The sequence below is a fragment of the Desulfovibrio sp. genome (assembly GCA_016208105.1).
GTDB lineage: Bacteria > Desulfobacterota > Desulfovibrionia > Desulfovibrionales > Desulfovibrionaceae > Fundidesulfovibrio.
In genome coordinates this window covers 71,156-84,609 of the sequence record JACQYS010000017.1, presented here as the reverse complement: position 1 = coordinate 84,609, position 13,454 = coordinate 71,156, and the positions used below count along the sequence as shown (strand labels likewise).

The window sequence follows — 13,454 nt, the reverse complement described above, 5'->3', positions numbered from 1 at the left end:
CAGGGGTGCTCTCCTTGACATCTTTTGTAAAGACGGGGCACATGGCCCAACTTTCACGATTACATGAGGACGACCATGGGCAAGAACATCACTCAGAAGATTATCGCCGCCCACTTGGTGAGCGGGAAAATGAAGACCGGTTCCGAAATCGGCCTTAAAATCGACCAGACCCTCACCCAGGATGCCACCGGCACCATGGCCTGGCTCCAGTTCGAGGCCATAGGAGTGCCGCGGGTGGCCACAGAGCTCTCCGTGAGCTATGTTGACCACAACACCATGCAGCAAGGATTCCGGAATCCGGACGACCACCAGTTCCTTCGCACCGTGGCAGCCAAGTATGGGGCCGTGTTCTCCCCTCCGGGAACCGGCATCTGCCACCAGCTGCATTTGGAGAATTTCGCCAAGCCTGGCAAGACCCTTATCGGTTCTGATTCCCACACCCCCACGGCTGGGGGAGTGGGCTGCCTGTCCATGGGCGCGGGAGGACTCTCGGTGGCCCTGGCCATGGCCGGCGAGCCCTACTACATCACCATGCCCAAGGTCGTTAAGGTCCAGCTTGAGGGCGAGCTTACCGGCTGGGCCACTGCCAAGGACATCATCCTCCACTTGCTGGGCATGCTCACGGTGAAGGGCGGGGTTGGGAAGGTGTTCGAGTACGCCGGGCCAGGCGTGGCCACCTTGTCCGTGCCGGAACGCGCCACCATTACCAACATGGGCGCGGAGCTCGGAGCCACCGGTTCCCTGTTCCCGTCCGACGCGGTTACCAAAAAGTTCTTCACGGCCATGGGGCGTCCGGAAGACTATACGCAGCTCAAGGCCGATCCCTCCGCAAAGTACGACGAGGAGATCGTTATCGATCTTTCCAAGCTCGTTCCCCTGGCCGCCCAGCCCCACATGCCCGACCGCATGGCTACAATCAAAAGCTTGGCCGGGCTCAAGGTCGACCAGTCCGCCATCGGCTCCTGCACCAACTCGTCCTACTCGGATTTAAAGACCGTGGCCCTGATGCTAAAAGGGCAGCGGGTGAAGCCCGAGACGGACCTGTTCATCTCTCCCGGCTCCAAGCAGGTCCTCAAGATGCTTGCGGACGAGAACCTGCTGCAGGTCTATCTGGACGCCGGGGCGCGCATTCTCGAATGCACCTGCGGCCCTTGCCTGGGGTATGGCGGCTCGCCCACATCTGGCGGCGTTTCCGCGCGTACCTTCAACCGCAACTTCGAGGGCCGCAGCGGCACCCAGGACGCCAAGGTGTACCTGGTGAGCCCCCAGACTGCGGCTATGGCGGCCCTGAAGGGTGAATTCACGGACCCGGCCACCTGGGGAACGCCCCCGGCCAAGGTGGCCATGCCCAAGAAGGTTCCGTCCATCAGGCATCTCTTCGTGTTCCCGCCGGCGGATGGCTCCAAGGTTGAAATCAGGCGCGGACCAAACATCGCTCCCTTGTCGCGCTTCGGAAAAACTCCGGATACGGTGGCGGCCAAGGCGGCTCTCAAAGTGGGCGACGACATCACCACCGACCACATCCTGCCGGGCGGCACCCACATCATGAGCCTGCGCTCCAACATCCCGGCCATCTCGGAATACCTGTTCACCAACGTGGACAAGGAGTTTGTGGCCCGCATCAAGGGGATGGACGGCGGCGTGATCGTTGGCGGTGAGAACTACGGGCAGGGTTCCTCGCGCGAGCATGCGGCGCTTGGGCCCCGGCACCTGGGCGTCAAGGCGGTGATTGTAAAAAGCCTGGCCAGAATCCACCGCGCCAATCTGGTGAACTTCGGCATTCTGCCGCTTCTTTTTGTGGACAAGGCCGACTACGACAAAGTGTCTCAAGGGGCTGACTTTTCCATCCCCGTGGCCAAGATAAAGCCGGGTAAACCGGTGGAGGCCATTGTGAACGGAAAGCTCAAAGTCAAGCTCACAAATGATTTGACCGCGAACGAGCTGGAGATTATTTTGTCCGGCGGTTTGCTCAATACCGTGGGCGGCCGCTAACAAAAGCCGCGATACCCGCTTGCGGCGGCCGGAGGTCTTTCCCTCTGGCCGCCGTTTTTTGCCACGGTTTGCTATACGTTCCCAAGGAGCCCCTAAATATGTTGGATATTCTCCGGCAACACTCCCAGTCCTGGTTCATCAAGGCCATCTTCGGCGCCATTATCGCCGTGTTCGTGTTCTTCGGCATCTATTCGTTCAAGGACCAGCGGTCCGTGGGCGGCGTGCTGGCCTATGTGGGGGAAAAGCCCATTCTGGCCAAGGACTTCTTCTCCGAATACGAGGGAGCCCTGCGTCAGGCCCAGGCCCAGAATCCCTCCTTGACCAAGGAGGATCTGGAGCGCTTCGGCTTCAAGAGCCAGGTGCTCATGCAGATGGTTGGCCGTCAGCTCATTTTCGACCAGGCCGAGAAGCTGGGAGTGGCCGTGTCCCAGGCTGAGCTCCAGGCGGAGATCGCCCGCGTCCCCGCCTTCCAGAACGACAAGGGACAGTTTGACTACGAACTGTACAAGGAAAAGCTCAAGTCCGTTGGTTTGAACCCCGAGAACTTCGAGAGCGACCAGAAGCGCGATCTGCTCTACGAGAAGATGGTGCTCTATTCCATCCTGCCGGTGTACGTCACGCCCGGCGAGGTGCGCTCCATTTATAATTTCTCCCAGGAGAAAGCCGTGGTGGACTTCTTGTCCTTCCCGGCCAGGGAATTCGCTTCCCAGGTGAGCATCACGGATGAGCGCATCAAGGAAGTCTACGAGTCCTCCAAAGAAAAATACAAGCGGCCTGCCGAAGCCAAGATCGAGTATCTGGAGCTGTCCCCGGCGGCTCTTGCTGATCCCAAGCTCGTATCCGACCAGGAGGCCAAGGCCTACTACGACTCCAACCCGGACAAATTCAAACATCCGGACATGGTCAAGGCCAACCACTTGCTCGTCCTTCTTGCCCAGGACGCCAAACCCGAGGACGTCAAGGTTGCAGAGAAGCGTCTGGCTGATTTGTCGGCGCGTCTGCGTAAGGGCGAAGCCCTGGACAAGGTTCTTTCGACTCAAGGACAGCCCGCCGTCACCGGCGGCGACCTGGGCTGGTTCGGCAAAGGAACAATGGTCCCCGAATTTGAGCAGGCTGCCTTTGCCCTGAAGAAGGGCGAGGTCTCCGGGGTGGTGCGTACCCAGTACGGGGTGCATGTGATCCAGGTGGTGGACAAAAAGGCCGAGGGAGTTTCTCCCTTTGACGAGGCCAAGGAAGACATCAAGCGCGAGATGGCCGAGGACAAGGCCGCCGAGACCCTGGGCAAGACTGTGGATCAGTTACTTGAAGAGCTTATTGGCGGCGGGGATATTTCCAAGCTTGCCCAGAGCAAGGGGCTTACCTCCAAGACATCCGAGTTCTTCAGCCGTCAGCGTCCGCCCCTGGACCTGAATCTCAATCCCGAGGCCCTGACCCTGCTTTTCGCGCAGCAGGCCGGCAAGCCTGTGCCTCAGGCCATGACCTCCGGCGAAGGATTCGTTCTGGCCAAGGTGCTCGAGGTGAAGCCTGAGAACATTCCCGCCCTGGAAATCGTGGCGGAAACCGTAAAGAACGATATTCTGGCGGACGAAACCCTCAAGCTTGCCGAAGCCAAGGCCAAGGAAGTGGCCGAAATGCTCAAGACTCCCGAAGGCCAGGCCAAGGTCGAGCAGGAGTACAAGGGCAAGTTCAAGGCTTCAGAGCCTTTTGGCCGCCAGGGTGCCATACAGGAGTTGGGCCAGGCCCCAGCCTTGGCCGAAGCCGCGTTCTCAGCCAAAGAGCCCGGGTGGCTTCCCGGTTCTTATGCGGTGGTCAGCGGATTCGTCGTAGCCAAGCTCAAGGGCAAGACCTTCCCCACGGATGCCGAGTGGCAGCGCGACAAATCCCGCATTATGGCCCAGGCCATGCCGTTCCAGCAGGAGCAGTTGCTCAGAAGCTACATGCAGTATCTGCTGGAAAAGATGCCCGTTAAAATCGTGAACAAGGACATCTTGGGGCCGGCGGCTCTTCCACAGGAGCTGACTGGGGGAAAATCTTAATTCCATCGAACATGCGCATGAGAAGAAGCGGCCTAACGGCCGCTTCTTTTTTTGGACAGGGCGCATTGGTTTGTTTTCAATGAGACAGGGGCAGGCCAAATGCCAGTGAGGACTCTCGCGATGTGTATACGCCACGTACGCGCACAGAATAAGCGCGTCCAGTTTCAATAAGAGTTAGGAAAGTGGGACGTTGTCGAAGGCGTGATCTGGCGGTTTTTTGCGAAGCGATAAATGACGCATTGAGCTTCTTCGCTCAATGAGAAGCAGGGAGAAAAGCTTTTAGGGAACCGGTTGTGCGACGCAAACCCGGTTCCGGCCGCTCTGCTTGGCAGCATACATGGCCTGGTCGGATTCTTTTACAAGATTTTCGGAGTTTCCTGACGCCTGCGCTACTCCCAGACTCACGGTCACATGTCCAGCCCCAGGAAATGCGTGGGTTTCCACAGCGGCCCGCAGGCGCTCGGCAGCGAGCGCGGCCCCCTCAAGGGTGGTATCCGGCAAGAGTATGACGAATTCCTCACCTCCGAAGCGGGCCGGTACGTCCAGCTCCCTGCAATTGATCTTGATGATCTCAGCGAGTTCCTTGAGGACCAGATCGCCTGTTTCATGGCCCAAGGAGTCGTTGACCTTTTTGAAGTGGTCGATGTCGCACATGATGAGCGACAGCGGACTGCCAGAGCGTTGTACCCGGGCCAGCTCGTGGGCCAGGGACGCATCGAAGGCCCGCCGGTTGCCGAGGCCGGTCAAGGGATCACGCGTGGCGGCGCTTTTCTCCTTGGAGAGGCGCAACCCGCGATGGATGCGGGCCATGAGGGTCTCGGAGTTGAAGGGCTTGGTGACGTAGTCGTCGGCGCCACTGTCGAGGCCCTTCACCTCGTCCTGGACTTCACGCATGGCCGTGAGCATTATGATGTAGATGTGGGAAAATCTCGGGTCGGCCTTGACGCGCTTGGCTACTTCTATGCCGTCCAGACGCGGCATCATAACGTCCAATACCATGAGATCCGGAAGAAACGTGGCGGTCTTTTCCAGGGCGTCCTGGCCGTCCACCGCCTCTTCGAGCTGCACGTCCTCGCGGGCCAGATGCCTTCTGAGCGTTTTGCGGACCATGTTGCTGTCGTCAACGATCAATATCTTGTCAGGCATCGGTCTCGGAGTCCTCTCGAGTATCTCTCGGGGTAAGGGGCAGAGCGATGTAGAAGGTACTCCCCTTGCCAGGCTCGCTCTCCACGTTGAGTACTCCGCCGTGCAGTTCCACGATCCGTTTCACAATGGTCAGGCCTAGGCCGGTCCCCTGCGCCTTGCGGGTACTGGAGGTGTCGGCTTGGTGAAACGCGTCGAATATGCGTGAAATTCCGTCGTCAGAAATCCCTTCCCCCGTGTCGCTCACTGCGAAAAGGGCGTTGTTTCCGGTTTTCTCCACCCCGATGGTGATGGTTCCCGCGTCCGTGAATTTCACGGCATTGTCCACCAGGTTGAGCAGGGCCTGCTTGAGCCGCAAAGGGTCGGCCATGAGTTCAAGCGGTTCGGAGTAGGACGTGACGACAATATCCTTGGATGCGGCGAAGGACTCGGCCGTTTGAACCACCTCTTGGACCAGATCGTCAGCTCGGACTGGGGTCAGCCTTAATTTCGCCTGGCCGGCTTCCATATCTGATATATCCAGAAGATCATTAATGAGACTCAAAAGGCGATTGGCGCTTTCTTCAATGTCCTGTGCGATCTCGGCGGCCTCAGTTGGGTCAGGCATGTTCTGGTGGTCAGTCAGCAGAGACACGTTCCCCAGGATTATGGTGAGCGGGGTTCGGAGTTCATGGGAAACAATGCTCAAAAAATCGGTCTTGATCCGGTTGGATTCCTCGGCAGCGTGGCGGGCCTCGGCCTGGGCCTTTTCAGCCATGCGCCTGGAGGTGATGTCCCGGGCTATGGCTGAAGCTCCGATGACCTTTCCGTCCGCGTCCAGGATGGGAGAGATGGTCAGCGAAACCATGAGGCGCTGACCGGACTTGCTTTGACGGACTGTATCGATGCGGGCGACTCCCTGGCCCCTGAGGATGCCCTGGTGAATCTGTTCAAGCTCATCGTGTTTCTCGGCGGGTACGATAAGTTCGGCAACGTGGCGGCCGATCGCTTCAGCCGCGGTGTACCCGTAGAGTTCCTCCGCGCCACTGTTCCAATAGGTGACGACCCCGTCCAGCGTTTTACCGATCACTGCGTCACCTGTGGAATCGACGATGGCCGCCAGTTCACGTACCCGGCGGAAGGTGTCTTTTTCTCGGGAAAGGTCGTGAAGGATGCCGACGAAAAAAAGCCCTTCCTCGGAAGTGCCTTCGCCCACGGAGAGATAGGCGGGGAAAACGCTGCCGTCCTTGCGTTTGGCTACGACCTCCCGGCCGATGCCGATGATGTGCTTCTCGCCGGTATCGATATGGCGTTTGACGTAGCGGTCGTGATTCGAATGGTAGGGCTCGGGCATAAGCATGTTGACGTTTTGCCCGACGACTTCGTGGGCAGCATACCCGAAGAGCCTTTCAGCGGCATTTGAGAAAACCTTAACACGCCTGTCCGCCCCCATGATAACGATGGCGTCCACTGCAGCCTCGAGTAGGGCGGCAAGGTGGTTCTCAACGCTTCCGGTGGCCATGTCCTGGATGTTCACAAAGGGCTGTATGGCTTCAATCATCGCGGAAGGCAAGGAGGAAAGGCCAGTTCAAGAAGAAACCCTTGCCACTGAAGCTGGGGAGTGGTAATCAATTCCGGCGAACCTTCCATCCTTGTATAGATCTACCCTTTGTGGGTAATATTCATAAAGATTTCAGCTTTTTAGTTCTTTTGTAATTTATTTCACTTTCGGCTTGACGATGGGGCGTGGTCTCGTTACATTCCTCACAAGCCGCCGGTCCCGGTGGCTCAGGAGTAGGAGGTTTACGGTGGGGCGGAAAAGTTTCGTGTGGGGTCAATTCATCCTTCGCTTGCGAGCCTTTGCCGCGTTCGCCGTTTCCGCGTATAGCCCGGCATGATCTGCCGCCCGGCTTGTGACGTTTCATTCGTCTGGCCGGGCGTCTTTTTCCCTTCGGGGTCTGGGCTGCGTTTATCGTTTTGTGGTGTGGGAAAACAGGAATCAACCATCAAACTAGCGTGGAGGACGTGGTATGCCTACCTTTGTCGATCCGAGCAAATGTGACGGGTGCAAGGGCGGCGAGAAAACCGCCTGCATGTACATTTGCCCCAACGATCTGATGATCCTCGACCCGGCGGAAATGAAGGCCTTCAACCAGGAACCCGAGGCTTGCTGGGAGTGCTACTCCTGCGTCAAGATTTGCCCTCAGGGCGCCATCGAAGCCAGGCCCTATGCCGACTTCGCACCCATGGGCGGCGTTTGCATTCCCATGCGTTCCGCTGACTCCATCATGTGGACCGTCAAGTTCCGCAACGGCAACGCCAAGCGCTTCAAGTTCCCCATCCGGACCACCCCTGAAGGCTCCATCAAGCCCTATGATGGCAAGCCCGAGCCCGGTAGCCTGGATGACGAGAAGCTCTTCACCGAGACCTGGGATCTGGCAGTGCCCCAGGTGGCCATCAGCGAGAAGGCCCCCATCGCCGACGCGGGCACCGAACAGTGCTGGCTGGATGGCTTCTGCAAATAAGCGGAACCGACGCGCAACCACAAGAATATAAGGAGCACGCGAAATGCCCCGTATTCCCATGAAAGAAGAGGCGAAGGGCGTTGCCCTCGCCGAACCGGAAATCGTCGAAAAATACGTGGACATGCTGCTGGTTGGCGGCGGCATGGGCACCTGCGGCACCGCTTATGAGGCCGTGCGCTGGATGGACAAGGTCGGCGGCAACCTGTCGCTGATGCTGTTGGACAAGGCCTCCCTCGAGCGTTCCGGCGCCGTGGCTCAGGGCCTCTCCGCCATCAATACCTACCTGGGCAAGAACAACGCCGACGACTACGTCCGCATGGTCCGCACCGACCTGATGGGCATCGTCCGCGAAGACTTGATCTTCGACCTGGGCCGTCACGTTGACGACTCCGTGCACCTGTTCGAGGAGTGGGGCCTGCCCTGCTGGACCAAGGACGAGCACGGCCACAACCTTGACGGCGCCCAGTCCAAGGCCGCTGGCAAGTCCCTGCGCACCGGCGCCGAGCCCGTCCGCTCCGGCCGCTGGCAGATCATGATCAACGGTGAGTCCTACAAGTGCATCGTGGCTGAAGCCGCGAAGAACGCCCTTGGCCAGGACCGCTACATGGAGCGCGTGTTCATCGTTAAGCTGCTGCTTGACGCCAACACCCCCAACCGCATCGCCGGCGCCGTGGGCTTCTCCACCCGCGAGAACAAGGTCTACATCTTCACCTGCAACGCCATGGTCGTAGCCTGCGGCGGCGCGGTGAACGTGTACAAGCCCCGCTCCACTGGCGAGGGTATGGGCCGCGCCTGGTACCCCGTTTGGAACGCCGGTTCCACCTACACCATGTGCGCTCAGGCCGGTGCTGAGATGACCATGATGGAAAACCGCTTCGTCCCCGCCCGCTTCAAGGACGGTTACGGACCGGTCGGCGCCTGGTTCCTGCTGTTCAAGGCCAAAGCCACCAACTCCAAGGGTGAAGACTACTGCGCCACCAACCGCGCCATGCTGAAGCCCTACGAGGATCGCGGCTACGCCAAGGGTCACGTTATCCCGACCTGCCTGCGTAACCACATGATGCTCGCCGAAATGCGCGCCGGCCGCGGCCCCATCTACATGGACACCGCGGGCGCTCTGCAGGCCACCTTCGCCAACCTGAATGCCGAGCAGCAGAAGCACCTCGAGTCCGAGGCGTGGGAAGACTTCCTCGACATGTGCGTTGGCCAGGCCAACCTGTGGGCCGCCATGAACATCGAGCCTGAGAAGTCCGGCTCCGAGATCATGCCCACCGAGCCTTACCTGCTCGGCTCCCACTCCGGCTGCTGCGGCATCTGGGCCTCCGGTCCCGACGAGCCGTGGGTTCCCGACGAGTACAAGGTCAAAGCTGACAACGGTAAGGTCTACAACCGTATGACCACCGTTAACGGCCTCTGGACCTGCGCTGACGGCGTTGGCGCCTCGGGCCACAAGTTCTCCTCCGGCTCCCACGCTGAAGGCCGCATCGTCGGCAAGCAGATGGTGCGCTGGTGTGTTGACCACAAGGACTTCAAGCCCGCTATCAAAGAGAAGGCCGCTGATCTGAAGAAGGAAATCTACCAGCCTTGGTATACCTTCGAAGAGAACAAGGGCATCTCCACCGACCCCATCGTCAACCCGAAGTTCATCTCTCCCAAGAACTTCATGATGCGCCTCGTGAAGTGCTCCGACGAGTACGGCGGAGGCGTTGGCACCCTGTACACCACCTCCGCTTCCCTGCTGGGCACCGGCTTCAAGCTGCTGGCCATGCTGGAAGAGGACTCCAAGAAGCTGGCCGCCCGCGACCTGCACGAACTGATGCGCTGCTGGGAGCAGTTCCACCGCCTGTGGACCGTTCGCATGCACATGCAGCACATCGCCTTCCGTGAAGAGTCCCGTTACCCCGGCTTCTACTACCGTGGTGACTTCCCGGGCCTGGACGACAGCAAGTGGAAGTGCTTCGTGAACTCGAAGTACGACCCTGCCACCCGCGAGACCAAGGTCTTCAAGCGTCCTTACATCAAGATCATCCCCGACGCCTAAGTCGGACCAAGCACGGCCGCGGGCTCTTGCCCGCGGCCGTTTTTCAAGCCGGAAGCCGGCCGTTTGTCCCAAACGGTCTGATCCGGGGCGCGCCGGGGCGAGGCGTCCCGGATCAGGCCGTTTGACCGTGAAAGGTCAAATCCGAGCAGGGAGGTGTCAATGTCTGGCAACGCGATACTGGTGGTCGGGGGGGGATTCAGCGGCATCACCGCTGCCCTGGAGGCCGCCGAAATGGGCTACGAGGTCATCCTCGTGGAAAAAAATCCCTATCTTGGTGGGCGGGTGGCGCAGCTCAACCAATATTTCCCAAAGCTCTGCCCCCCATCCTGCGGACTGGAGATTCAGTTCCAGCGCATCCGCAACAATCCTAACGTGAAAGTGCTCACCATGGCTTCTGTCACCAAGGTCTCCGGCAAGCCCGGCGACTTCGACGTGACCGTTTCCATCAAGCCTCGCCACGTCAACGAGAAGTGCACTGCGTGCAACGACTGCGCCGAGGCGGCCGAAACCATGGTGCCCTGCGAGTTCGATCTGGGACTTGGCGAGCGCAAAGTGGCGTTTAGGCCCAACATCTTCTCCTTCCCCATGCGCTACGTGTTCGAGAAGAACCGTTGCTCAGAGGCTGAGGCCAAGAAGATCGAAGCCTCGTGCAAGTATGGCGCGATCGATCTGGCCGACCAGGAGCGCTCCCAGACCTTCAAGGTCGGCGCCATCGTGGAGGCCACCGGCTGGAAGCCCTACGATATGTCCAAGCTGGAGAACCTGGGCGCGGGCAAGTTAAAGAACGTCATCTCCAACATGCAGATGGAGCGGCTGTGCGCGCCCAACGGCCCCACCGGCGGGCTCCTGCTGCGCCCGTCCGACAAGGCCGTGCCCAAGCGCATCGCGTTTGTGCAGTGCGCCGGTTCGCGCGACGAGAACCACCTGAACTACTGCTCCTACATCTGCTGCATGGCCAGCCTCAAGCAGGCCACCTATGTTCGCGAGCGGGTGCCCGAGGCGCTGGTCACCATATATTACATCGACCTTCGCACCCCTGGCCGCTACCAGAAGTTCCTGGAGAAGGTTTCCGCTGACGGCAAGCTGTCGCTGGTTAAGGGCAAGGTGGCCGAACTGGTCGAATCCCCGTCCGGCAAGGTGCTGGCCACGGTGGAAAATGTCGACTCCGGCATCAAGAACATCGAGGAATTCGATCTGGTGGTCTTGGCCACCGGCATGCAGCCCTCATCGGCTGGTGAGGCAGTGGCCGTGAACGCGCCCCGTGATGAGGAAGGCTTCTTCATAGGTGCAGAGGGTTCCGGGATTATTGCCACGGGCTGCGCCAAGCTGCCCTTGGACGTGATGCGCTCGGCCCAGGCGGCCACGGGCGCCGCGCTCAAGGCCATACAAACGGTTGCGGGGAGGTAAGGATTCATGGCCGAGAAAATAGGCGTGTACGTCTGCGGCGGCTGCGGCATAGGCGAAGCCGTCGATATGGACGCAGTGTGCACAGCGGTGAAGAATAAGTACCAGCCGCAGTGCCCGGTCATCAAAACCCACCCCGTGCTGTGCTCTCCTGAAGGAAAGGCGGCCATCGAGGCCGACATCGCCGAGGCCGGGCTTGATGCCGTGTGCCTCTGCGCCTGCTCGCCCCGCTCCAAGTGGGACGTGTTCACCTTCGGAGACAAGGTCCAGGTGGAGAGGGTCAACCTGCGCGAGCAGGGCGTTTGGTCCTTCGACAAGGTGACCGGTGAGCTGGAAAAGGCCAAGGGCATCGACGACATGCAGCTTATCTGCACGGAATACGCCCTCATGGGTGTGGTGAAGCTCACCAAATCCAACATTCCAAACCCCGAGGTGGCCGAAACCTGCAAGACCATCATGGTTCTGGGTGGCGGCTGGACCGGCTTGAACGCGGCCAATGCCGCAGCCTCCCTGGGCTACGACGTGGTCCTGGTGGAAAAGGCCGATGCCCTGGGCGGCAAGGTGGCCAACTTCTACAAAACCTTCCCCCTGAGCTATCCCTACACCGAGGCTCAGGAAACGGGCCTGGACAAGCTCATTGCCCAGGTGAAGGACAACAAGAAGGTCACAATTCTGACCGGCACCATCCTGGAGAAGTTCTCCGGTGCGCCCGGCCAGTACAAGGCCGAGCTCTCCAACGGCCAGACCCTGGACATCGGTTCCATGGTCCTGGCCACGGGTTGGGACCCGGGTGACACCAAGTACCTGGAACCCCTGGGTTACGGCGAGATCAAGAACGTGATCACCACCGCCGAGCTCGAAAAGATGGCCAAGGGCGGCGCTATCACCCGTCCTTCCGACAATAAGGTGCCCAAGAGCGTTGCTTTCCTGCTTAACACCTCCCTGTGCACCACAGTGGCCTGTCCGGCCGACGTGGCCCTGGAGTGCGACAAGGAAGGCGACGCCCCGCAGGATCCCCCGGCGCAGGCAGCCGAGGCTCCTGCCGAAGGAGAGGAGGCCGGTCCGGCTCCTTTCTGCGACCTGGAATCCCAGCGCCATCTGGCCTTGTCCTCCGAGCTGTCCACCCTGGTGGCGCTCAAGCAGGCCAACTATGTGGTCGAGAAGAACCCCGAGGCCGCGGCCTACATCTTCTACGACCACATGATGGTGCCAGGCATCAACGAGCGCTACTACAAGGCCGCCCAGGACAAGCCGGGCATCATGCTCAGCAAGGCCGACATCAAGGGCGTCAAATCCGGTTCGGGCGGCTCCGTGATCATCACAATGGCCAACACCCTGCTGGGCGAGTCCATTGAGATCGAGGCCGACCTGGTGGTTCTGCCCACCGCGTTGGTGCCCACCACGGCGCACAGCCCGGTGATCAATCTGGAGTATCGCCAGGGTCTGGCCTTCCCGGACCTGGGGCTCTTCGAAGGGTATGCGGATTCCAACTACATCTGCTTCCCCTACGAAACCCGCCGCACCGGCATCTACGCCGCCGGCGCGGTGCGCCAGCCCATGGGGCTGGCTCTGGCTGGCGACGACGCCATGGGCGCCGCGCTCAAGGCCATCCAGTGCGTGTCCAGCGCCAACAAGGGCGTCGCGGTGCACCCGCGCTCCGGCGACCGCAGCTACCCGGTGTTCAACTTCGTGCGTTGCACCCAGTGCAAACGCTGCACCGAGGAATGTCCGTTCGGCGCTCTCGATGACGATCCCAAGGGCACCCCGATGCCCAATCCCACGCGCTGCCGCCGCTGCGGCACCTGCATGGGCGCCTGTCCCGAGCGCGTCATCAGCTTCGACAACTACAACATCGACATGATCGGCTCCATGATCCGCGAGATGCAGGTGCCCCCGAAGATGGACGTGGGCGGCCCCCGCGTGCTCATCCTGGCCTGCGAGAACGACGCCTACCCGGCGCTCGACATGGCCGCCATGCGCAAGAAAGCCTGGAGTCCCTACGTGCGTGTCATTCCGGTGCGCTGCCTGGGTTCGGTCAACGCCATCTGGGTGGCCGACGCCATGTCCAAGGGCATCGACGGCGTGATGCTGCTCGGCTGCAAGTACGGCGACGACTACCAGTGCCACTTCGTCAAGGGTTCCGAGCTGTGCAACCGCCGCAAGGAGAACATCTCCGAGTCGCTCAACCGCCTGGGCGTTGAAGCCGAACGCGTTGACCAGCTCCAGGTGTCCATTGACGAGTACGACACCGTGCCCGACCTGATCGACGACTTCATGAAAATGATCACGAAATTGGGTCCCAACCCGTTCAAAGGATACTAGGAGGCCCTGCTT

The 13,454-nt window shown here is 60.3% G+C and carries 8 protein-coding genes; 6 read left to right on the top strand and 2 right to left on the bottom strand.

What is annotated here, in order from left to right:
• Nucleotides 1-75 precede the first annotated feature (75 nt).
• Nucleotides 76-1,992, top strand: a complete 1,917-nt coding sequence (locus HY795_09100; GenBank protein MBI4805379.1) for an aconitate hydratase — start codon at nucleotides 76-78, stop codon at nucleotides 1,990-1,992.
• Between the two features lie 98 nt (nucleotides 1,993-2,090).
• Nucleotides 2,091-4,028, top strand: a complete 1,938-nt coding sequence (locus HY795_09095; GenBank protein MBI4805378.1) for a SurA N-terminal domain-containing protein — start codon at nucleotides 2,091-2,093, stop codon at nucleotides 4,026-4,028.
• Nucleotides 4,029-4,307: 279 nt separating this feature from the next.
• On the opposite strand, the gene HY795_09090 is transcribed toward HY795_09095, so the two are convergent.
• Both HY795_09090 and HY795_09085 read right to left on the bottom strand, forming a co-directional pair.
• Nucleotides 4,308-5,174, bottom strand: coding sequence for a diguanylate cyclase (locus tag HY795_09090; protein ID MBI4805377.1), 867 nt, complete (start codon nucleotides 5,172-5,174; stop codon nucleotides 4,308-4,310).
• Nucleotides 5,167-6,711 (bottom strand): PAS domain S-box protein, encoded by a 1,545-nt coding sequence (locus tag HY795_09085; protein MBI4805376.1) that lies wholly within the window; start codon nucleotides 6,709-6,711, stop codon nucleotides 5,167-5,169. The genes HY795_09090 and HY795_09085 overlap by 8 nt, the downstream gene beginning before the upstream one ends.
• A 469-nt stretch (nucleotides 6,712-7,180) precedes the next feature.
• Between HY795_09085 and aprB the strand changes: the two genes are divergently transcribed.
• The 4 genes from aprB (at nucleotide 7,181) to HY795_09065 (ending at nucleotide 13,442) form a co-directional block, all read left to right on the top strand.
• Nucleotides 7,181-7,675, top strand: a complete 495-nt coding sequence (gene aprB / locus HY795_09080) for an adenylyl-sulfate reductase subunit beta (protein ID MBI4805375.1) — start codon at nucleotides 7,181-7,183, stop codon at nucleotides 7,673-7,675.
• Nucleotides 7,676-7,718: 43 nt separating this feature from the next.
• A complete protein-coding gene (locus HY795_09075) occupies nucleotides 7,719-9,716 on the top strand; it encodes an adenylyl-sulfate reductase subunit alpha (GenBank protein ID MBI4805374.1) in 1,998 nt (665 codons plus the stop codon).
• 159 nt (nucleotides 9,717-9,875) lie between these two features.
• The gene (locus tag HY795_09070; GenBank protein MBI4805373.1) at nucleotides 9,876-11,123 is read left to right on the top strand and encodes a CoB--CoM heterodisulfide reductase iron-sulfur subunit A family protein; all 1,248 of its coding nucleotides are present in this window, start codon (nucleotides 9,876-9,878) and stop codon (nucleotides 11,121-11,123) included.
• Nucleotides 11,124-11,129: 6 nt separating this feature from the next.
• Complete coding sequence (locus HY795_09065; protein ID MBI4805372.1) at nucleotides 11,130-13,442, top strand: hydrogenase iron-sulfur subunit; 2,313 nt, start codon at nucleotides 11,130-11,132, stop codon at nucleotides 13,440-13,442.
• The last annotated feature ends 12 nt before the right edge of the window (nucleotides 13,443-13,454 follow it).

Coding starts and splice junctions, on each gene's coding strand:
- HY795_09100 (MBI4805379.1), top strand. CDS start 76: ATGGGCAAGAACATCACTCAGAAGATTATCGCCGCCCACTTGGTGAGC.
- HY795_09095 (MBI4805378.1), top strand. CDS start 2,091: ATGTTGGATATTCTCCGGCAACACTCCCAGTCCTGGTTCATCAAGGCC.
- HY795_09090 (MBI4805377.1), bottom strand. CDS start 5,174: ATGCCTGACAAGATATTGATCGTTGACGACAGCAACATGGTCCGCAAA.
- HY795_09085 (MBI4805376.1), bottom strand. CDS start 6,711: ATGATTGAAGCCATACAGCCCTTTGTGAACATCCAGGACATGGCCACC.
- aprB (MBI4805375.1), top strand. CDS start 7,181: ATGCCTACCTTTGTCGATCCGAGCAAATGTGACGGGTGCAAGGGCGGC.
- HY795_09075 (MBI4805374.1), top strand. CDS start 7,719: ATGCCCCGTATTCCCATGAAAGAAGAGGCGAAGGGCGTTGCCCTCGCC.
- HY795_09070 (MBI4805373.1), top strand. CDS start 9,876: ATGTCTGGCAACGCGATACTGGTGGTCGGGGGGGGATTCAGCGGCATC.
- HY795_09065 (MBI4805372.1), top strand. CDS start 11,130: ATGGCCGAGAAAATAGGCGTGTACGTCTGCGGCGGCTGCGGCATAGGC.